This window comes from Flavobacterium sp. N2820, from assembly GCF_025947285.1.
In the GTDB taxonomy this organism is placed as follows: Bacteria; Bacteroidota; Bacteroidia; order Flavobacteriales; family Flavobacteriaceae; genus Flavobacterium.
On sequence record NZ_CP110008.1, the window covers coordinates 2,870,753 to 2,892,873 of the forward strand.

Here is a 22,121-nt window from a genome sequence, read left to right on the forward strand (position 1 = left end):
TCTGTCAATATAAAAAAACAAAAAGGGGCACAAAGCCCCTTTAGTTGATTATTTTCTAATTCCTAATTCTTTAATAATCTCACGATATCTGTTGATATCTTTTTTCTTTAAATAGTCAAGAAGACTTCTTCTTTTTCCTACTAAAAGTACTAACGAACGCTCTGTGTTAAAATCATGACGATTTTTTTTCAAATGCTCAGTTAAGTGCGAAATTCTAAATGTAAATAATGCGATTTGCCCTTCAGCAGATCCAGTGTTTTCAGCTTTACCTCCGTGTTTTGCGAAAATTTCAGCTTTTGTTTCTTTTGTCAAGTACATGCCAATATTGTTTTAAATGATTTTTATGTATGAATTGTATAGTTGCAATTCGGATGCAAAGGTAGTTTTATTTTTTTAAATCACAAGTAATTACAAGAATAATCTTCCAACTTCTTGATTTACAAATTCTAGAAAACGCTCATCTGCTTCAGTAAATGGATCTAATACATGCGAATCAATATCGATTTGTCCTATGTTTATTCCATTTACAAATAAAGGAACCACAATTTCAGATTTTACCGTAAAACTACAAGCGATATAGTTATCTTGTGCTGCAACATCAGGAACTACAAAATTGCTATTTGATACAGCGACTTGCCCACAAATTCCTTTTCCAAAAGGAATTATAGTGTGGTCGGTTTCTGCACCAACATAAGGTCCTAAATGTAACGTTTTCGCCTCGTGATTGGCAAAATAATAACCCACCCAATTGTAATATTCTACAGCATCTGCTAATAATTGGCAAATGGCTAGAAGTTTTTCATCTCTAGAGGTATTTTCTTTGGCAACTATTGCAGTAACTAATGGTTTTAAATTTTCAAAAGACATTTTTTTATTTTTTTACAAAAGTATTTATTCCTTCGTATAAAAAAATCTATATTTTTGTTAAAAATACACATTTTGAAAAACATTTTTTTGCAATACAAACCTTTCTTTACTTTTTTATCAAAGTTTTTACTGTTTTATGTGGTTTTTACTTTTGGATACAAAATGTATTTAGATCAGTATGATATTGCAAAAAACGAAGTGGATTTTTTTACAAAAGTTGTAGCAAATCAAACGGGAAAATTATTAGGTTTTTTTGTTGAAAACACAAGTATTTCACCTCATAATTCGGAGCCTTCTATAAAAATTTTTTACAATAATTTATATGTTGCTCGCATCATTGAGGGTTGTAATGCCATTAGTGTCATGATTTTGTTTGCAGCCTTTATTTTTGCTTTTTCTACCCAATGGAAAAAAACAGGATTGTATATTGTTTTAGGAATTATTCTAATTCATGTTTTAAATATTATTAGAATCACATTATTGTCTTTTGCACTGTATTCTTATCCAGAATATGAAGAAATTTTGCACGGTACTATTTTTCCCTTATTTATTTATGGAGTGGTATTTTTGTTATGGATTTTATGGGTAACTAAATTTTCAGGCTATGCTAAAAAAAGTTCTTAACAATAAGGTGAGTATTCTTCTTTTAATTTTATTTGCTTTAGGATTGGTATTGGTTCGAGCATTTGAAGACCAACTTTTTTATGATCCTTTTTTGCAATTTTTCAAATATGATTATCAAAACAAACCATTGCCTGCTTTTGATAAATCTAAATTAGCTGTTGGCCTTTTATTTCGGTATGTATTAAATATGTTTTTTTCACTAGGAATTATCTATTTATTATTTAAAAAAAGCCAGCTACTCAAATTTTCAACAATGTTATTTATCCTTTTATTTTTTGCATTGATGATTTTGTTTTTTGGAACCTTGTATTTTTTTGAACAACCTGATTATTTAGTATTGTTTTATCTGAGACGATTTTTAATCCAACCTTTGTTTTTAGTTCTTTTTATTCCAGCATTTTATTATCAGCAAATGGTTCGTTAATTTTTTGTATCTTTATGTAATCATTTTTTGATTATGAAAGTCACAAAATATTCTGGTGAATTGGTTCATTACGATGAACAAAAGTTGATTAATTCACTCCGAAAATCTGGAGCAGATAAAGCTGTGGCTGAAACTATTGTAAAAAAAATAGAAAGCGAATTGTATGAAGGAATTGCTTCAAAAAAAATATACAAATTAGCGTTTCAATTACTGAAAAATATATCTAATGCTCACGCAGCTCGTTACAATCTTAGAACTGCACTTATGGGACTTGGACCAGCAGGTTTTTTCTTTGAAAAATTTATCGCCAAACTATTTCAAGAACAAAAATTTCAAACCAAAACGAATATTTCTTTAACTGGGAAATGTATTTCACACGAGATTGATGTTGTGCTCAAAAAGGAACACACTATTGCTATGATTGAATGTAAATTTCATTCGGGTCAAGATGCAAAAACAGATGTAAAAGTTCCAATGTATATTTTGTCAAGATTTAACGATGTAAAAGACAGAAAGCACCATTTGTTTATGCCAAATGAAACTATTTCAGATTGTATAATTGTTACAAATAATCGTTTTACAACTGATGCAATTCAGTTTGGAGAATGTTCGGGGTTGAAAATGTGGAGTTGGGATTATCCTCTTAAAAAAGGAATTAAAGATATTATCGATTTATATTCGGTTTATCCAATTACTTGTTTAACTACATTGACTCAAATTGAAAAAGACAAATTATTGATTTTGGATTGTATAACCGTAAAAGATTTAGTTGCCAATTCGTCGATTTTAAATAAAATTGAACTAAGTCATAATCGGATAAAAAACGTTTTAAAAGAAGCGAATCAATTGTTAAGTTAAAAGTAAAAAATCATGAAAATTCATTTTTTGGGTGGAGCTGGAACTGTAACGGGTTCTAAAACTTTAATAGAGCATAATAATCTTCGAATTTTGGTTGATTGTGGTATGTTTCAAGGTATAAAAGCATTGCGCGAATTAAACCGGGAACCGCTTTCTATTTTGCCTGAAACAATTGATTTTGTATTGCTTACTCACGGACATTTAGATCATTGTGGTTGGTTGCCAAAATTGGTAAATGAAGGTTTTGAAGGAAAAATTTTCTGCACGCGACCAACCAAAGAAATTTCAAGATTAATTTTGTATGATAGTGCGAAAATTCAGGAGGAAGAAGCTAAAAAGGCCAATGAAGAACATTTTTCAAAACACGATCCAGCTGAACCTTTATACACAGAATCTGATGTAGATGCTGTAATTCCAAAGTTTAGAGTAGTTGATAAAGATATAGAGGTAACATTAGATGATGATGTTTCATTCAAATTCTTCTATGCGAGTCATATTTTAGGTGCTTGTTCAATTGAATTAACTATCGATGGGAAAGTTTTGGTTTTTTCGGGAGATATTGGTCAAGATGATGATGTGTTGATGTTTCCACCTCAAAAACCTCAAAAAGCGGATTATATTTTTTTAGAAAGTACCTACGGAAATCGACTTCATCCACCTACCAATGCTTTATTAGAGTTAGAAATCATCATCAATAACACTTTTAATAAAGGCGGAACCGTTGTAATTCCTAGTTTTGCTGTAGAAAGAGTGCAAACTATGATGTATTTGATTTGGCAACTAAAAAAAGAAGAACGCATTCCTAATATGCCTTATATAATTGATACGCCAATGGGAATTAGCGTTTTAGATGTTTTTAAAAACAATCGCACTTGGCATAAACTCTCTTTCGAAGATTGTGATGAAATGTGCAAAGTGTTTACGCTAATCTCTGATTACAAAGACAGTATGAATGCCGTTAATGACAAACAACCAAAAGTAGTCATTGCGGCTAGCGGGATGATTACTGGCGGAAGAGTTTTATCGTATTTAGAGCGATTAATTGATCAACCCGAAACAACTCTAACATTGGTAGGTTATCAAGCAGAAGGAACACGTGGCAGAAAATTATTAGAAGGCGCTCAAGAAATTAAGATTTATGGAAAATATTATCCTGTTCAAGCGAATATTTTATTGATTGAAAGTTTATCCGCACATGGCGACCAAAAAGATTTACTCAATTGGTTATCCGAATTGAAAACAAAACCTAAAAAAGTATTTCTAGTTCATGGTGAAAATGAAGCAGCAGATGAACTTCGATTAAAAGTTAAAGAACAATATGGTTTTGAGACTCAAGTCCCATTTTTAGGGCAAGTCATTGAAATTTAGTAAATTTTAACGGATATTTATTTTCTAATTCCTACTTTTGTATCGATGAATTTCAGAAAACACATAAGTATTGTATTAGCGTCTCTTATTTTGCTTGCCAATTTAGGATTGAGTTTTGCTGTGCATTATTGTAAAGATGAAATTGCATCGGTTTCTTTTCAATATCAAGAAGACGAGCCTTGTGTTGAAGATGTGAAATCTTGTTGTGCAAAAGAAGATTCTCATAGTTCTTGTTGTTCAAACAAACTAATCAAAGTTGAAAAAAAGACCGATGATATATTGGTTAAAACCTTTCAGTTAGATCTTGAACCAGCTGTTTTTAGCGCCTATTGGAAACCAAATTTTATCGCATTTGAATCAGTTGAAATACCTTCTAACGAAGTGGATTTTTACTGCGATTCTCATGCGCCACCACTCTACAAACTCTACTGTCAATTGGTTTTTTACGCATAATTTTATTGTTTTTTATTCTGTAAATCAAAGAATTAATAACAATAAATAACTTTATTATGTTTAAAAATATAGCGTTTTTGCTATTCTTTATTTCTAATTTAATTTATTCTCAAGAAACTGTAAAAGGAATAGTTACAGACGAAAATAATCAACCATTATTTGGAGCCAATGTGTTTTGGCTGAACTCGTCATTAGGAACAATAACTGATGAAAATGGTAAATTTTCATTAAAAAAATCAACAGAAACAACTTTTTTGGTAGTGAGTTACATTGGGTTTGAAACCCAAAAAATTGAAGTCACTACAAATTCAATTGCTGTCATTTTAAGGGAAACTACAACATTAAAAGATGTTACGGTTACTAAAACCAAAAAAAGCACAGAACAATCACTTTATAAAGTAACGAATGTCCAGATAATGGGACAAAAAGAGTTGTTAAAAGCAGCTTGTTGTAATTTGTCAGAAAGTTTTAGTACGAACCCATCTATCGATGTGAATTTTTCGGATGCCGTAACAGGAAATCGTCAAATTAAAATGTTGGGTTTAACAAGTCCTTATATTTTAATTGCTGAAGAAAATATTCCTTCGGTTCGTGGCGCTTCGCAAGCTTACGGATTATCTTTTGTGCCCGGAACTTGGGTAGAAAGTATCCAAATTACTAAAGGAGCAGGAAGCGTAATTAATGGTTATGAAAGTATTTCGGGTCAAATTAATTATGAGGTTTTAAAACCAGTGAATGATATTCCGTTTTTTTTAAATGCGTATGCTTCACAAGATGAACGCTATGAAATTAATACGCATTTCAACAACAAATTTTCTGATAAATTGAGTTCGACTTTATTTTTACATGGCAACACGCGTGTAGGAAAAAATGACATGAACGATGATGGATTTTTAGATGGCCCAATTGGCAAACAAGTCAATATTTTAAATCGTTGGCAATATAACGATGCAGAAAAGGGTATTGTGAGTTTTTTAAATGTTCGTTATATGAATGATGAAAAACAAGCGGGAGAAATGGATTTCAATCCAGATACTGATAAGTTAACAACAAATGCTTGGGGAAGCGAAATTAATACTGAAAAAATAGAAATTTCAAACAAAACAGGTTACGTTTTTCCAGAAATGCCTTATCAAAGTTTTGGATTTCAAAATTCGTTTCAATCGCACAAACAAGATTCGTATTTTGGTTTAAATCAGTATGATATTCATCAGAAAAGTTTTTATTCGAATTTGTTGTTTAATTCGATTATATCAAATACAAAAAATAAATTCACAACAGGTATAAATTTCACTTACGATGATTATAATGAATTCGTTGATGTGGATTTTTCTCGAGATTTTTCAAGAATTGATAATTCGGTAGGTGCTTTTTTTGAATACACCTATGACAACACCGATAATTTCAGTTTAGTTGCCGGAGCACGAGTTGATAATCACAATCGTTTAGGAACTTTTGTTACACCAAGATTACACATTCGTTACAATCCTTGGAAAGAAGCAGTAGTTAGAGCTTCAGCTGGTAGAGGAAAACGTGCAGCGAATATTTTTGCCGAAAACCAACAATTGTTTGCTTCAAATAGAATTTTCTCCATTTTAAATAACGATGGAAAACTATATGGTTTAAATCCAGAAATTGCATGGAATTATGGTTTGAGTTTTATCCAAAAATTCAAAGTAGCAGGAAAAGATGCTGAAGTAATTTTAGATTATTACCGCACTGATTTTCAAAATCAAGCAGTAGTTGATGTTGATGCTTCTCCACAACAAGTTTTGTTTTACAATTTAGAAGGGAAAAGTTTTGCCAATTCATTTCAAGCCGAATTTAATATCGAATTAATTCGTCACCTAAATTTTAAAACATCTTATAAATATTACGATGTACAAACCCAGTTTCAAACCGGTCAATTACAAAGAGCATTGCAAGCAAAGCATCGTTTTTTTGCAAATGTAGCTTATGAAACACATATCAAAGACAAAGGACAACAGTGGAAGTTTGATGCTACCTACAATTGGTTAGGTGAGCAACGTTTACCTAATACATCCTCAAATCCTGTGGCATATCAATTAGGAGATTATGCACCAGCTTTTGCAGTGGTAAATGCACAAGTTACCAGAACATTTTCAAGTACATTTGAAGTATATGTTGGAGGTGAAAACATTGGTAATTTCAAACAAAATAATGGAATTGTTCAAAATGAGAACCCTTTTGGTACTTATTTTGATAGTAGTATGATTTATGGACCAACTTTTGGCGCTATGTATTATGCGGGATTACGATTTAAAATTAAGTAGTATTAAGATTTGAGTATTAAGACAAAAAACAATAAAATGAAAAAATTTATTTTAATTATGCTGGTTTCATTAATTGGAATATCAGTTCAAGCACAGGAAAAGAAAAGCAAAAACAAAAAAGTAGAATTTAAAGTAGCAGGGAATTGCGAAATGTGCGAAAAGCGTGTTGAAAAAGCTGCTTTTTCTGTAAAAGGAGTAAAAAGTGCTGAATGGCATGCTGATCATGGCGATATCCATTTGATTATTGATGAAACAAAATGTTCTGCCGAAGATGTGGCAAAGGCAATTGCTGCTGTAGGTCACGATACACAATTTGCAAAAGCAAAAGACGAGGATTACGACAAGTTACATAGTTGTTGTAATTATGAACGAATGAAATAGTAAAAAATCCGATTAGAAATTTCTAATCGGATTTTTTGTTAATTTTTTTTGTGATTTAAATTGCTGAATCAAAATATACTATACATTTGTACTTTCTTTTAGGTAGAAAGTGAAACCAATTTTGAGCAATAGTAAACGACTATTTTTTATTTTTCCATTACTCGCAATATCAATGTGGGTTTTTGGCATTGGTCAAAATTTAAATACAATTCAAGATTTTTCGTATTCGAAGTTTTCACAAGAGCATAAAAACAAAGAAATAACCAAGGTTACAAATTCAAGTTTTGAAGAAGGTGAGATTATTATAATTGAATCTGAACCAGAAATTGAAACTGATATTGAATGGTTTGGATTTGAAAATGGCGCCTTTAATTTCAATTTAACACTTAAAGAAAAGAAAATTCAATTTCAAGAATTTTCTAATTTTTCCTCAAAAAAAATAATTCCACTTTACGATTTGTATTGTAATTGGAAATTCCATTTGTCTTAGTGCGATAATTATTTTTTAAGATTTCAAACCCTTTGAAATCAATGATTTATTTGTATTAATTCAATTTCATTATAAAATGAAAACACAAAATGTTGGTTTTGATGAACACAAAGTGCTTCATCACTTAACCCATTATTTACCAGCACAAAATCCGTTGAAAGACTTTGTGCATCACAATACATTACACGCATTTCAACATAAAGAATTTCACGAAGCTTTAGCAAAAGCTAATGCAATTTTTGGTTATAAGACCTATCTTTCTTTGGTAGAGTTTAGAAATAGATTCGCTAAAAATGAGATTAAGGAAAACGTTTTAGACTATATTATTTCGAAAAATAAAGGAATTTATAATCTAGAATCTTGGAAGCATAAATTAGTACAGCAATCCTATGATGAATCCGTTCAATCAAGAATAGGAAATTTACGAGCCAATTGGAAAAAAGAATATGCTATAAATCTTGAAAAATCAACACACAGTTTGTTGTTTAGAGTTTTGTGTAGCTATCTAGACCAAGGAATTGCAATGTGGACTTTTCCAGAAGATGAAAACAGTTTTCTAAACTCAATAATTGCTTTAGAAAAAAATACAGCAACTGGAATTTTCACTTCAAAAAGAGTAAAAGAATTATTATACAATAAGGCTTCAATAACACAATTGTTAGAAATTGTTGTTGGAAAAGAAGAATTGTACGAGCATTATTTGTTTGATCAACAATTTTCGCATCCCGGATGGAGTGGCATGATTGCTACTATTGAATCCAATCCAAGTTCGCTTTTAGATAGCAAACCCATTACGTTTGAAGAATTAGTGCAATTTGAATTGCTATTAGAAATTGATGTTTTAGATAAAAAGTTCAATAGTAATTGGTCGCCATTAGGACTAAAAGTAAGAGCAGAAGAATATCATTTGTTTGATCCTATAAAATATAACGAATTATATGATGTTTTATCGCTTTGGCAACAAGCTTTTGAATTTAGCTTTTACGATGAAGTACTGTCTGGTGTAAAAGAAGTAAAAGAAATCAACGTCAAAGAAATTCCAAGTTTTCAAGGATTGTTTTGCATGGACGATAGAGAATGTTCGTTTAGAAGACACATAGAACATATCGACAAACAAGCAGTAACTTTTGGAACAGCTGCTTTTTTTAATTTTGAATTCTACTTTCAACCTGTTGGCGGAAAATTTCACACTAAATTATGTCCAGCGCCAGTAACGCCTAACTATTTAATCAAGGAAGAACACAGAAAGAAAAAACAAGCTAAAGATTTAGTATACCACAAGCAATCTCATTCGTTGTTATTTGGTTGGATAATTAGTCAAACTTTAGGATTTTCATCTGCATTTAAGTTGTTTTTGAATATTTTCAAACCTTCGATGTCACCTGCAACTACAGCTTCTTTTAAGCATTTGCATAAAAAATCAAAATTGATTATTGAAAACAATAACAATGAAAAAGTTGACGATTTGCAAGTTGGTTTTACCATTGAAGAGATGGCAAATAGGGTAGAAGGTCTACTAAAAAGCATTGGATTGGTAACTGATTTTGCTCCAATTGTTTATGTGGTAGGTCATGGAGCAACAAGTGTAAATAATACACATTATGCAGGTTATGATTGTGGCGCTTGTTGTGGAAGACCAAGTTCGGTAAACGCAAAAGTGGCATCTTATGCGGCTAATCATGCAGGTGTGAGAGCTGTTTTGAAAGAAAGAGGAATTAATATTCCAGCAGAAACGCAATTTTTACCAGCTTTACACGACACCACACGCGATGAAATTGCATTTTATGATGAAGATATTTTGAACGATATCAATAAAAAGTTACATCAAGAAAATAAATTCACCTTTGATAGAGCATTAGCAAATAATGCAAAAGAACGTTCCAGAAGATTTGATACGATTGATTCAACCGAAACAATTGAAACAATTCATGAAAACGTAAAAAAACGCGCTTTTTCTTTATTTGAACCTCGACCAGAATTAAATCATGCTACAAACGCCATGTGTGTTGTAGGAAGAAGAAGTTTGTCGAAACAATTATTTTTAGACAGACGTTCTTTTTTAAACTCTTATGATTATAAAATTGATGCTTCAGGTGACTATTTAGCAGTAATTCTTGGTCAAGTAGCACCAGTTGCAGGAGGAATTAATTTGGAATATTATTTTTCGAGAGTAGATAATCAAAAATTAGGTGCAGGTTCAAAGTTACCTCATAATGTGATGGGATTAATTGGTGTTGCCAACGGAATTGATGGCGATTTGCGTCCGGGTTTACCCAGTCAAATGATAGAAGTTCATGATCCAATTCGATTATTAGCGGTTGTTGAGCATTATCCAGAAGTAGTTAAAAATGCGATTTCTAAAAATCCAGCTACTTATGAATGGTATAAAAACGAGTGGTTACGATTAGCGGTTGTTCATCCAGAAACGAAACAGATTTTTGTTTTTGAACAAGAAGAATTTATCGAATATCATCCAATTCAAAAAGCTAGTCATATTGAAAATGAGTTAGCATTAGCTGAAAAAACAAAGGAAAATCTTCCGGTAGGAATTCTAACTAACGCATAATATCATGGAACAAATACTTCAATATTTTTTAGTAGTACCTTTTTTAGGGTTTATCGTTAGTATCTTTTTACCAGAAAAAAACGAAAAACTAATTTCGGGAATTGCTTTCGGAACGGTTTTTATTCAATTTTTAGGATTGGTATTGTTTATCGGTTTTTGGATTATTAATGGTTCAGAAGATTTGAATTTAAAAGAAATAACACTTTTAAAAACAGATCATTATGAGTTTTTTATAGATTTTTATTTTGATAAAATTGGTGCGGTTTATTTGTTTGTTGGGGCTTTATTAACCTCAATGATAACTACTTATAGTCGCTATTATTTGCACAGAGAAAAAGGATACAAACGTTTTTTTAATACCGTTTTGTTTTTCTTTTTTGGTTATAATTTGGCCATTTTAGCAGGTAATTTCGAAACCTTATTTATTGGTTGGGAAATCATCGGAATTTCATCATTTTTATTAATCGCATTTTATAGAGAACGTTATTTGCCAGTAAAAAATGCATTTAAAGTGTTTTCAATTTACAGAATTGGCGATGTTGGATTACTATTAACCATGTGGGCAAGTCATCATTTATTTCATGAAAATATTACATTCATGAAGTTGAATAATTATGAATTGGTTAACGAGCATTTACAAAGTCATTCATTTATTGGTGTTTTTATAGCACTATGTTTGGCTTGTGCTGCTGCGGCAAAATCGGCTCAAATCCCGTTCTCATCATGGTTGCCAAGAGCAATGGAAGGACCAACTCCATCAAGTGCAATTTTTTATGGTTCACTATCTGTGCATTTAGGGGTTTTTCTGATGTTACGAACCTATCCATTTTGGGAACATCAAACCACTATGCGAATTGCAATTGGGTTAATGGGATTTACAACCAGTATTGCAGCTTCATTAATGGCAAGAGTGCAATCCTCTGTAAAAAGTCAGGTAGCTTATAGTTCTATATCTCAAATTGGTATTATTTTCATCGAAATAGCATTAGGATTTGAAACGTTGGCTTTAATTCACTTTGCAGGAAATGCATTTTTAAGAACGTACCAACTGTTAGTTTCGCCATCTGTGGTGAGTTATTTGATTCGAGACCAATTTTACAATTTCCAGCCAAAAAATAAAAAAGCTAATTTCTTTTTCCCAAAACGAATTGAAAATACTTTGTATATTCTTGCTTTAAAGGAATTTAATTTGGAAGGCTTCTTAAATTTAGTGCTTTGGAAACCTTTAAAAACAATCGGAAAATTATTAGATTTTTTAAATATTAAAAGAGTGTATTACTTTTTTATTCCGCTTTTTGTGTTGGGCTTTTTAGCTTATAAATTCAAAGTAGATTTGCCACAACAACTTATTTCGGTTTTACCTGAAGTCTTTGCGTTTATTGGATTGGTATTTGTTTTTAAATCCTTTTCAGAACGAAAAAGCCCATTTTTAGCATGGATATTAATCGTGTTAAATCATTTTTGGATTGCTTTAGCCATTGTGTTCAACGACAAAGTTAGCGTAAGCGAAATTGCTTTTTATTTGGCAGGAATTATTCTTGCAGGAGGCATAGGTTATATTGCTTTGCTTCAACTGAAAAAAATAGAAATGCGGATTTTAATTAGTCAATATTTAGGACATGTTTACGAACATCCAAAATTTGCTTTCTTTTTCCTGTTGGCAACACTTGGAATTACTGGATTTCCAATCACTTCAACATTTATTGGCGAAGATTTGATTTTTAGTCACATCGGCAGTAATCAAGTTATTCTTGCCTTTTTCGTAGCATCAAGTTTTGTGGTTTCAGGTATTGCTGGAATCCGAATTTATGCACGTTTATTTCTTGGTCCTCATGTAAAAACATATCATGAGTCACCTTACAAATCATCATAAAATTACTTAAAAATGACTTCAAAAATTAAAAAATATATACCTGCTGATGGATTGGCGGGCTTAAAAGAGAATTTTAAATCGGATGCAATTTCTGGTTTTATCGTGTTTTTATTAGCCTTACCTTTAAGTTTAGGAATTGCAAAAGCTTCAGATTTTCCTCCAATTATGGGATTAATTACTGCTATAATTGGTGGTTTAGTCGTTTCGTTTTTTATGGGTTCTCGCTTGACGATTAAAGGACCAGCGGCTGGTTTAATTGTTATTGTTGCTGGCGCTGTTGCCGAGTTTGGGCAAGGAAACAACGATTTAGGTTGGAAATTAGCCCTTGGAGCAATGGTTGTTGCCGGAATTATCCAAATTCTTTTTGGTGTTTTGAAATTGGGTAAGTTAGCCGATTTCTTCCCGCTTTCAACTATTCACGGAATGTTAGCAGCTATTGGTATTATTATTATAGCCAAACAAATTCCTGTTTTATTGAATGATAATCCTGCTTTAGCAAAAGGAATGGGGCCAATCGAATTGTTATTAAACATTCCGAAATTCATCATCAATTTAGATACAAAAGCTTCGATTATTGGAGTGGTGAGTTTGGCAATTATGTTGGGCTGGCCGTATATCAAAAATAAATCTATTAAGATGATTCCAGCGCCTTTGGTAGTGTTGTTATTTGCTATTCCATGTGAATTATTTATGGATTTCGCGCATACCGAACCACCTTACGCTTTGGTAAAAATCGGAAATTTAGTAGATAATATTAACTGGAATGTCGATTTTTCAGGAATTAATCAAACCGGATTATTCATTAAATATGTCATTATGTTTGCTTTGGTTGGTACTTTAGAATCGTTGTTAACGGTAAAAGCTATCGATTTGTTAGATCCGTTTAAAAGAAAATCAAACACGAATAAAGATTTAATTGCGGTTGGAATTGGAAATACACTAGCTGCTTTTTTAGGAGGTTTACCAATGATTTCAGAAGTTGCTCGTAGTTCTTCGAATGTTAGTAATGGTGCAAAAACGCGTTGGGCAAATTTCTTTCACGGATTTTTCATTTTGCTTTTTGTTTTATTAGCTGCTCCATTATTAGAAATGATTCCTAACGCAGCTTTAGCCGCAATGTTAATTAGTGTGGGAATTAAACTGGCGCATCCAAAAGAATTCATACACATGTTACATATTGGAAAAGAACAATTATTCATTTTCACAGTTACTGTTTTGGTAACTTTATTTGAAGATTTATTACTTGGAATTGCCGCAGGAATGTTGGTTAAAATGATTATTCATGTTGTAAATGGTACACCAATTTCTTCTTTCTTTAAAGCGCCTACAGTTGTTTCCTTCGTGGATAATGAGTATAAAGTTGAAATTAATAAAGCCGCTATTTTTTCTAATTATTTAGGAATCAAAAGAAAATTGGAAGAGATACCACCTGGATATCAAGTGAGGATTTGTTTGAAAAAAACGAAGCTAGTTGACCATTCTGTAATGGAAAATTTAGAGCATTTTAAACATGATTATGAAGCGCATGATGATGGAGGAACTGTTACTATAATTGGTTTAGAAAATCATAAACCCTTATCTTCGCACCCAAAAGCTTCAAGAAAAAATCTAATTGTAGAATAATGATGAAAAATATAAAAATGTGCTTGCTATTCTTTATCGGAATAGCGAGCTTATTTACTGTGAATAGTAGTCAAGCACAAGTAAAAGAAAGTAATAACGATATTTGGTTGCATTATTTTGGAAAGAATATGATTACGGAAAAGTTTTCTTTTTCATTTGAAGCCACAATGCGATATGCCAATGGATTTTCTGAAAAACAACAATATTTTATTCGTCCATCAGTGGATTACCAATTTTCCAAGAAATTTATGGGAAGTGTTGGATTTAGTCATTACAATACCTATTCCTACGGAAATCCGGCGATGAATAAAATTAGTATTCCTGAAAATCATTTTTGGATTCAAGGAACGTTTGTCCATAATAGTGGACAATTAAAAATTACACATCGATTACGTGATGAATTTCGATATGTTGGAGTTCCCGCAATGCAATCTAATGGTGATTTAGAGATTGATCATTATGATTATAGAAACCGAATGCGATATATGCTTTTATTCAATTATCCTTTGATAAAAAATGAAGAAGTAACGAAGTTATTTGCTTTGCTTGGCGATGAGGTTTTTATGAATATTGGTTCGAATGCAGGAAAAACGTTTTTAAATCAAAATAGAATAATTGGTGGAGTAGGTTATAATTTCGATAAAAATCATCAGATTCAATTGAGTTATATTCATCAAAATATTTGGAATTATACGAATACATTTCAAGAAAATAATCCGACAGTAAGATTAACTTATGTTACTAATTTTGATTGGAGAAAATAAAAACAAAACCCCGATTTAAAATTTCAAATCGGGGTTTATTATTATTTTACATCAATTTCAAAATTATTGTAATACAGTTGCCCAAAATTATCAATTCCTTGAATGTTTAGTTTTATTTTTTCTTGATTAAAGTGCGGAATTGTAAATTCGAAATTCCCATTTTCATCAGTATAAATATTTGGTATCCAGTCTATTGTTCCGTGTTTCTGAAATGATTCGCCAGAGTATGAAACATATTTAGGATTTTCGAACTCTAGTAGCGGTTGAAAACCACCTTTTATAATTAAAGATTTAGATTTTATATTGTTTCTATTCTGATTAATTCCATACGTTCTTTTTGTGTAAATTCTGATAGAACCATTAGAACCATCTCCACCCATACCATATCCATGTTTATTGATGTAAATTTCATCAACATCTATTAATAGAATGTTAGTTAAAAGGGAAAAATCACTAACGGGTCCATTATCTAAAAATACAGCAGGACTTCTTGACCCCATAATTGACCGTATAGAACGGCTTCTAATTGCAACAGTTCCTGCTTCTTGGCTTACATCATAGCCGTGAGAAGCAATAAAAGATAAAACATCTCTAAATGAAGTAACGTCGCTATCATTTATTTTATAACCTTTAGCCATTGAATTGTTGTATTCTCTTTCTTTTTCAAGTTTCTCTTTTTTAACTTCTATTACTTGAACATCTTCAAGAACAGTAACATTTTCTAATCTTGGAAAATCAAAATTCGTATCAAAATCGTTTTTAACAAATTTTTCAGTAATGCAGAAAGACTTTTTTATTTCACTCTTTTTGTTGAATTTTCTGTTGTTATTTATAATTCTTGAATAAATATTTAGACTTTGTAACTTTTCATCGTTTTTAATTAATGAAAAGTGAAAATTTGAAGAATCTACTGCTAATATATTTTTAAATTCAAATTCATTTTTATCATTTAAAGTCGTTGTCTCATCTATATTATTAACCGAAAACAATCTTAATTTTTCTTTTGGTCCAACTTTTTGGTTAACTTTTCCTTCTATATTTATACCAATATCAAATGAATAAGTTTCTTTTGGAATTTCAGTTAACATTGAATTCCATTTATAATTTGTTTTAGAATGTAAAAGGACTAAATCCAATTCATATTTTTTTCTTTTATTAAAATTTTCAAAGTAGTAATCTGTATTTAGATTTTCAATTGAACAATAGTTTTTAAATACTAAATTTGAAATTATAGTATTGGATTTATTAATTGTACTTGCAATTGGAAGTGTGCTAACACTAAAATTTCCAATTCGGTTATTGATTTTTCCAGAGACTTTAATACTGTCTTTTGTTTTAATTGTTGTAAGCGTAATTTTGTTTGGAATTACGTCATTATAAATTACTCTTTCAGCGATAGATTCTAAATCACTGTTAATTAATCGAATTGAATTAATTCCTTCAGGCAGATTGGATTGATTAATAACAAATTTTTTCTGTGTAGCATCTAAAGTAAAATCAACAATATTTCCTTGATCATTTTTTTGAATAATTATTGAGTAAGGTTTGTTTTTAAATTTTTTTAAGCTCTCTTCATTAGTTTTAACTGTGATAATAATTTTCTCTTCATCAATGTAGTTTATTGCAGAAAGATTTATTCCTTCTGTAACAGGAAGGTCTAACGTTTTTAAAATAATTTTTGAATTGTGTTCAATTTCAAGGGTGTAATTTTCTATGTTCGCATTCAGAATTTCAAATTTTCCAAAACCTTCATTGTTCGTTGCAAACGAATTTACAATTTCACCTTTACTGTTTTTTACTTTTATGGTGCTAATCTTTAATCCATTTCCGAAGCAGTCTACTATGTTTACACCAACGGTATTGTCAGTATTGGCAAGTAATTTTCCGCCTTCATAAGAAATTTTTATAGAAGGATCTGATGTTTCATTGCTATTTGTTGGAACAATTTTGTCAGAAATATTAATTATTTTTAAAGGTTGAATTGTTGATTCGTTTTCTTTAAAGTTATTCATGTAATTTGTGTAAACATGAATATAATAATTGCCCGACGGTAAAGATTCATTTATTTTTATTTGCCCCAATACAATTCCATTTGAAGCATAGAAAAGATGATTAGAAATTTCTAAACCGTTTTCATCTAAAAGTGAAACATATACATTTGTGGTTTCAAAATTAAGCTTAGATTCTTTCTTTTCGATAATGTACCCCTTGAACCAGATGGTTTCATTTGTTAAATAATTGGATTTATTGAGGTGTAAAAAAATATTTTCACGATCCAATTTAAAATAATTAATTAAAGTTTCATCTATTTTACTTTTATTCAAGTTTTGAGAAAAGGATTGAATACTTAATAATAAGATAGTTATGAGGAAATATTTTTTCATGGCTTAAATTTTTATTGGTGTAAATATAAAAAAAACTGCTAGATATCATCTAGCAGTTTAAAAAAATATTTTTAAGAAAAATATTACATCATTCCTGGCATTCCTCCGCCCATTGGCATACTAGATGATTCTTCTTTGATGTCTATTAAAGCACACTCAGTAGTTAAAATCATCCCAGCTACAGAAGCTGCGTTTTCTAAAGCTACACGTGTTACTTTTTTAGGGTCGATAATTCCAGCGGCTAACATTTGAACGTATTCACCAGTTTTTGCATTAAATCCGAAATCGTCTTTTCCTTCTGTGACTTTAGCAATAACGACAGAACCTTCGCCACCTGCATTTTCAACAATAGTTCTCAAAGGAGATTCTACAGCTTTATTTATGATTTGTATTCCTGTTGCTTCGTCTGCATTTTCTGCTTTGATGTTTACTAATGCTGCTTTTGCTCTTACTAAAGCAACACCACCACCAGCAACAATTCCTTCTTCAACTGCTGCACGAGTAGCATGTAAAGCATCGTCAACTCGGTCTTTTTTCTCTTTCATTTCTACTTCAGAAGCAGCTCCAACATATAGTACTGCAACACCTCCTGCTAATTTAGCTAAACGTTCTTGCAGTTTTTCTCTATCATAATCCGAAGTTGTAGTTTCAATTTGCGATTTGATTTGGTTCACTCTTGCTTTTATGTTTTCTGCATCACCAGCACCATTTACAATTGTTGTGTTGTCTTTGTCAATAGTAATGTTTTCTGCTGTTCCAAGCATGTCTAAAGTAGTATTTTCTAATGAATATCCACTTTCTTCTGCAATTACAGTTCCACCAGTTAAGATTGCGATGTCTTCTAGCATTGCTTTTCTTCTGTCGCCAAAACCAGGTGCTTTAACTGCGGCAATTTTTAAACCACCACGCAATTTATTAACTACCAAAGTTGCTAATGCTTGTCCATCTACATCTTCTGCAATAATTAATAACGGTCTTCCAGATTGTGCTACTGGTTCTAAAACGGGTAATAATTCTTGTAAGTTTGATATTTTTTTATCGTATAATAAAACGTATGGATTGCTTAATTCAGCTACCATTTTATCTGCGTCAGTTACGAAGTAAGGCGACAAATAACCTCTGTCGAATTGCATTCCTTCCACCACATCAACGTAAGTGTCCATTCCTTTTGCTTCTTCTACAGTGATAACTCCTTCTTTTCCTACTTTTGAAAAAGCTACAGCAATTAAATCACCAATAGTATCATCATTATTCGCAGAAATAGAGGCAACTTGCTTGATTTTTTCTGAAGAATCACCAACTGCTACTGATTGTTTTCCTAATTCAGCAACAATAGTTTCAACAGCTTTATCTATTCCTCTTTTTAAATCCATTGGGTTAGCTCCTGCGGCTACATTTTTCAAACCTTCTTTAACGATGGCTTGCGCCAAAACAGTCGCAGTTGTTGTTCCATCACCTGCTAAATCATTGGTTTTAGAAGCTACTTCTTTGACCATTTGTGCTCCCATGTTTTCTAAAGGGTCTTGTAGTTCAATTTCTTTTGCTACCGAAACACCATCTTTAGTAACTGTTGGTCCTCCAAATGATTTTGAAATAATTACATTTCTTCCTTTTGGTCCTAAAGTAACTTTTACTGCATTTGCTAATGCGTCAACACCGCGTTTTAAACCATCGCGAGCTTCAATATCAAATTTTATATCTTTTGCCATTTTATTTTTGTTTATTGTTTAACGTTTAAATGTTTTTGTTTAATCTACGATTAAAGAATAGCATAAATTTCGTCTTCTCTCATAATCAGGTAATCTTTACCCTCATATTTGAATTCTGTTCCTGAATATTTACCATATAAAACTGTATCTCCAATTTTTACAGTCATGGTGTAGTCTTTTTTGCCATTTCCCACGGCTACTACAGTACCTTTTTGTGGTTTCTCTTTTGCAGTATCAGGAATAATAATTCCTGAAGCGGTTGTAGTTTCTGCTGCTAATGGAGCAATTACTACGCGATCTGAAATAGGTTTAATGTTTAATGACATAATTGTATATTTTGTTTATTAAAATTAATTTGTTGCTAACAGTTTTTCAGAAATTGTGCCAAAGCTATTTTCTGACAATTTTTCGGTAAAAAAAATGCCAGCACTGACATGCTGGCATTTGTATATTTAATATCAATTCTTATTTTGTAGAATCAGTTGCAACAGGTGCTGCAGTAGCAGGTGTTTGTTGGTTTGCTTGAGGTGTTGTTGGAATTGTAGTTGTTGGAACACTCATTTCTTCTTCTCCTAAGATTTTTGAACCCGTTGCTCCACCACCATCAAAACTTAAGCTTGAAAGTAATATTAAAGCAATTAAAATTCCTCCTAATGTCCAAGTACTTTTATCTAAAAAGTCTGTAGTTTTTTGTACACCACCTAATTGTTGAGAACCACCAAAAGAAGAAGATAAACCTCCACCTTTAGGGTTTTGAACCATAATAGCTAAGATTAATAAAAAACAAACAATTGTTATCGCAATTAAAAAACCTGTAAATCCCATAATTAATTATTATTTTGTTGTAAATTTTTGATTTCATTTATTCGGTCTGCAAAGAAACTACTTTTTTCTGGATATTTCAAAATTAATATTTCATAAGCTTGTATTGCTTTGTTATATTTTTTTTGTTCCAAATACACTTTTGCTAGTGTTTCAGTCATTAAATGTGTTGGTTCTTCAACGCTTTTAGTAATATTTGCAGGAGTTTTCGTTATATCTTTTACTGGAGCAATTTTTGGATTGGCTTCAATAAATTTATCAATTATATCTATTTTTTTTTGTTTGTCGGAATCAATTTCTGGTTGATTTTCTTCAAAATTACGTTCTATAGGTGTAAATTTTGTCAATTGCAACCATTCCTGAAATGAGTGTTTCTCAGAAGGCGTAAAAGGCAATGGTTTTCCAATTTCTAATTTTTCTTCTGTAGTTGTTTCTGTTAATTCTGTTTTAATTGTTCCTTCATTTTTGGGTACAATTTCTATTTCAGGTAAAACAATAACTTCTTCTATATGATGTACTTCTATATTAAGCAACGATTTATGAATCTCATCAATTTTATCTTGCTGAATTGAAACGAAATTTGCGGATGTTATAAACTCAAATAAAACAGTTCTATCCGTTGTATGTGCTGCTGTTTTTTTTAATTCGTAGTTGTATCTAAAACTTTCTTGATTATACAATCCTTTTAAATGCAAAGCACGAGCTGCTTGAAAGTATGGAAACTGCAAGACAACATTTTCTAAAGCTATCGTTTGTTTTTCGTTGGTAGCTTCAGGTTTGTTTAAAAGGTATGTTAAATCAGATATATTCAAAGTTTATATATTAATTACCATTTTGCTAGTGATTCGTTAAAAACATCTTGTGTGATTCGTTCAAAAATTACATCTAAAGCTGTAGTTAATTGTGAACCTACTAATTGTTGATTGGCATCAAAATCATAAAAAAATGAAAAACGTTTTTCAAAATTATCATCTTCTTTTTTTCTATTGACAAATCGAACCATTACAGCAATGGTTAATCTATTTTGAGCAGCTCTTTGATCTGCCGTAGCAGTCATAGGCGTAATTCGATATTCAACAATTTCACCTTCATAAAGTAGGTCTCCTCCTTCAGAAGTCAAGTTCAAATTGGTTTGACTTTGAATGATATCTTGTAATTCTAAAGTGAATGTTCTTTCAATGCCAGGTTCGATTAATTCAGCATTATTTTGAAAATAATTTACCTGAAAAGTTTCGGCATCTATTTGTCCAGTTCCAGTTAAATTATAAACACCACAACTGTTTACAACAAGTGAAATGGCTATACTAAAAGCGATTATTAAATATCTCATTATAAATCGTATTGTTTTATTTTTCTATAAAGTGTTCGTTCTGAAATGCCTAATTCGTCAGCTGCTGCTTTTCGTTTTCCTTTATTTCGATCCAAAGATTTTTTGATTAACTCAATTTCTTTTGCTTCTAAACTCAAAGTCTCTTCTTCATCAACGGTTTCTGCAAATAGATAATTTTCATCGTCATCGTCTTCAAATTCTTCTTGCAATAGATTATTTTGATTTGGAAGCATTTCAACTCTTGGCTCTTCTTCGAAAATAGTATTTTCTTCGGGCTTACCGTAAATTTTCTGAATTAATCCTTTATTGGCTTCTTGCACTTTTGAACTTCCGTTTTGCATTAATTCCATCGTAAGCTTTTTCAAATCGTTCAAATCGCTTTTCATATCAAAAAGAACTTTGTACAAAATTTCTCTTTCGTTGCTAAAATCACTTTCCGATTTTTTAGTTCCAATTACCGAAGGTAAATTTGCGTTTTCCTGAGGTAAATAGGAGTGAAGTGTTTGCAAAGAAATCTCACGCTTCGTTTCTAAAACTGAAATTTGTTCGGCTACATTGCGCAATTGACGGATATTTCCGCTCCATCTGTATTTTATAAGTAATTGAATTGCATCGTCATCTAATTTAATAGGTGGCATTTTGTATTTGTGTGCAAAATCGGCAGCAAATTTTCTAAACAATAAATGAATGTCTTCTTTGCGTTCGCGAAGTGGTGGCAACATAATGTCAACCGTACTCAATCTATAAAATAAATCTTCACGAAATTTGCCTTTTTCAATCGCATCAAACATGTTTACGTTGGTAGCAGCTACAATACGAACATTTGTTTTTTGTACTTGCGAAGAACCGACTTTGATAAATTCCCCATTTTCTAAAACACGTAATAAGCGTACTTGAGTGGTTAATGGTAATTCACCAACTTCATCTAAAAATATAGTTCCGCCATCAGCTACCTCAAAATACCCTTCACGCGTGTTAGTTGCACCAGTAAACGAGCCTTTTTCGTGACCAAAAAGTTCACTATCAATTGTTCCTTCAGGAATTGCACCGCAGTTTACTGCAATATATTTTCCATGTTTTCTGTGCGAAAGTGAGTGAATGATTTTTGGAATACTTTCTTTTCCAACACCACTTTCACCTGTTACCAATACCGAAATATCCGTTGGAGCAACCTGAATGGCTTTCTCCACGGCACGATTGAGTTTTGGGTCGTTCCCAATAATTTCAAATCGTTGTTTTATAGCTTGTACTGATTCCATTTTATAATTTATAATTAATAATTGACAATTGA

Annotated in this window: 21 protein-coding genes; 12 read left to right on the plus strand and 9 right to left on the minus strand. The window is 31.3% G+C overall.

All coding sequences use genetic code 11. From position 1 onward, the window contains the following. Positions 1-48: 48 nt before the first annotated feature. Both rpsO and OLM52_RS13485 read right to left on the minus strand, forming a co-directional pair. Positions 49-318 carry a 30S ribosomal protein S15 gene (gene rpsO / locus OLM52_RS13480; RefSeq protein ID WP_008256427.1) on the minus strand — a complete coding sequence of 90 codons (270 nt, stop codon included), beginning with the start codon at positions 316-318 and terminating at the stop codon, positions 49-51. Positions 319-408: 90 nt separating this feature from the next. Beyond that, positions 409-867: a GAF domain-containing protein gene (locus OLM52_RS13485; protein ID WP_264549012.1), complete on the minus strand. Its 459-nt coding sequence runs from the start codon at positions 865-867 to the stop codon at positions 409-411. Positions 868-939: 72 nt separating this feature from the next. On the opposite strand from OLM52_RS13485, the gene xrtF reads away from it, so the two are divergent. From xrtF to OLM52_RS13545, 12 genes are all read left to right on the plus strand, one after another. After that, positions 940-1,491, plus strand: a complete 552-nt coding sequence (xrtF, locus tag OLM52_RS13490; protein ID WP_264549013.1) for an exosortase family protein XrtF — start codon at positions 940-942, stop codon at positions 1,489-1,491. Further along, on the plus strand, positions 1,472-1,915 hold the full coding sequence (locus OLM52_RS13495; RefSeq protein ID WP_264549014.1) for an exosortase F system-associated membrane protein: 444 nt from the start codon (positions 1,472-1,474) through the stop codon (positions 1,913-1,915). The genes xrtF and OLM52_RS13495 overlap by 20 nt, the downstream gene beginning before the upstream one ends. 33 nt (positions 1,916-1,948) lie before the next feature. Next, positions 1,949-2,773, plus strand: a complete 825-nt coding sequence (locus OLM52_RS13500) for a restriction endonuclease (RefSeq protein WP_264549015.1) — start codon at positions 1,949-1,951, stop codon at positions 2,771-2,773. Between the two features lie 12 nt (positions 2,774-2,785). Next, positions 2,786-4,141, plus strand: coding sequence for an MBL fold metallo-hydrolase (locus OLM52_RS13505; protein ID WP_264549016.1), 1,356 nt, complete (start codon positions 2,786-2,788; stop codon positions 4,139-4,141). A gap of 45 nt (positions 4,142-4,186) precedes the next feature. Then, entirely contained in the window at positions 4,187-4,594 is a 408-nt protein-coding gene (locus OLM52_RS13510) for an HYC_CC_PP family protein (protein ID WP_264549017.1), read from the plus strand. Between the two features lie 56 nt (positions 4,595-4,650). Continuing rightward, positions 4,651-6,888 (plus strand): TonB-dependent receptor, encoded by a 2,238-nt coding sequence (locus tag OLM52_RS13515; RefSeq protein ID WP_264549018.1) that lies wholly within the window; start codon positions 4,651-4,653, stop codon positions 6,886-6,888. A gap of 36 nt (positions 6,889-6,924) precedes the next feature. Next, a complete protein-coding gene (locus tag OLM52_RS13520) occupies positions 6,925-7,269 on the plus strand; it encodes a heavy-metal-associated domain-containing protein (RefSeq protein ID WP_264549019.1) in 345 nt (114 codons plus the stop codon). Positions 7,270-7,441: 172 nt separating this feature from the next. After that, positions 7,442-7,759 (plus strand): hypothetical protein, encoded by a 318-nt coding sequence (locus OLM52_RS13525; protein ID WP_264549020.1) that lies wholly within the window; start codon positions 7,442-7,444, stop codon positions 7,757-7,759. A gap of 76 nt (positions 7,760-7,835) precedes the next feature. Next, positions 7,836-10,325: a YbcC family protein gene (locus OLM52_RS13530; protein ID WP_264549021.1), complete on the plus strand. Its 2,490-nt coding sequence runs from the start codon at positions 7,836-7,838 to the stop codon at positions 10,323-10,325. A 4-nt stretch (positions 10,326-10,329) separates the two neighbouring features. Then, complete coding sequence (locus OLM52_RS13535; protein ID WP_264549022.1) at positions 10,330-12,198, plus strand: proton-conducting transporter membrane subunit; 1,869 nt, start codon at positions 10,330-10,332, stop codon at positions 12,196-12,198. Between the two features lie 12 nt (positions 12,199-12,210). After that, positions 12,211-13,821 (plus strand): SulP family inorganic anion transporter, encoded by a 1,611-nt coding sequence (locus OLM52_RS13540; RefSeq protein ID WP_264549023.1) that lies wholly within the window; start codon positions 12,211-12,213, stop codon positions 13,819-13,821. Then, positions 13,821-14,585 carry a DUF2490 domain-containing protein gene (locus tag OLM52_RS13545; RefSeq protein WP_264549024.1) on the plus strand — a complete coding sequence of 255 codons (765 nt, stop codon included), beginning with the start codon at positions 13,821-13,823 and terminating at the stop codon, positions 14,583-14,585. Before OLM52_RS13540 ends, OLM52_RS13545 begins: the two co-directional genes overlap by 1 nt. A gap of 41 nt (positions 14,586-14,626) precedes the next feature. On the opposite strand, the gene OLM52_RS13550 is transcribed toward OLM52_RS13545, so the two are convergent. The 7 genes from OLM52_RS13550 to OLM52_RS13580 all read right to left on the minus strand — a co-directional run bounded on the left by OLM52_RS13550 (position 14,627) and on the right by OLM52_RS13580 (position 22,089). Then, on the minus strand, positions 14,627-16,969 hold the full coding sequence (locus tag OLM52_RS13550) for a hypothetical protein (protein ID WP_264549025.1): 2,343 nt from the start codon (positions 16,967-16,969) through the stop codon (positions 14,627-14,629). Between the two features lie 83 nt (positions 16,970-17,052). Further along, the gene (groL, locus tag OLM52_RS13555) at positions 17,053-18,678 is read right to left on the minus strand and encodes a chaperonin GroEL (protein WP_264549026.1); all 1,626 of its coding nucleotides are present in this window, start codon (positions 18,676-18,678) and stop codon (positions 17,053-17,055) included. Positions 18,679-18,728: 50 nt separating this feature from the next. Continuing rightward, positions 18,729-19,004: a co-chaperone GroES gene (gene groES / locus OLM52_RS13560; protein WP_166236625.1), complete on the minus strand. Its 276-nt coding sequence runs from the start codon at positions 19,002-19,004 to the stop codon at positions 18,729-18,731. A gap of 139 nt (positions 19,005-19,143) precedes the next feature. Further along, a complete protein-coding gene (gene secG / locus OLM52_RS13565; RefSeq protein WP_264550554.1) occupies positions 19,144-19,506 on the minus strand; it encodes a preprotein translocase subunit SecG in 363 nt (120 codons plus the stop codon). After that, positions 19,506-20,312, minus strand: a complete 807-nt coding sequence (locus OLM52_RS13570; RefSeq protein WP_264549027.1) for a tetratricopeptide repeat protein — start codon at positions 20,310-20,312, stop codon at positions 19,506-19,508. The genes secG and OLM52_RS13570 overlap by 1 nt, the downstream gene beginning before the upstream one ends. Before the next feature lie 14 nt (positions 20,313-20,326). Continuing rightward, positions 20,327-20,830, minus strand: a complete 504-nt coding sequence (lptE, locus tag OLM52_RS13575; RefSeq protein ID WP_264549028.1) for an LPS assembly lipoprotein LptE — start codon at positions 20,828-20,830, stop codon at positions 20,327-20,329. After that, entirely contained in the window at positions 20,830-22,089 is a 1,260-nt protein-coding gene (locus OLM52_RS13580; protein WP_264549029.1) for a sigma-54 interaction domain-containing protein, read from the minus strand. The genes lptE and OLM52_RS13580 overlap by 1 nt, the downstream gene beginning before the upstream one ends. Positions 22,090-22,121: the final 32 nt, after the last annotated feature.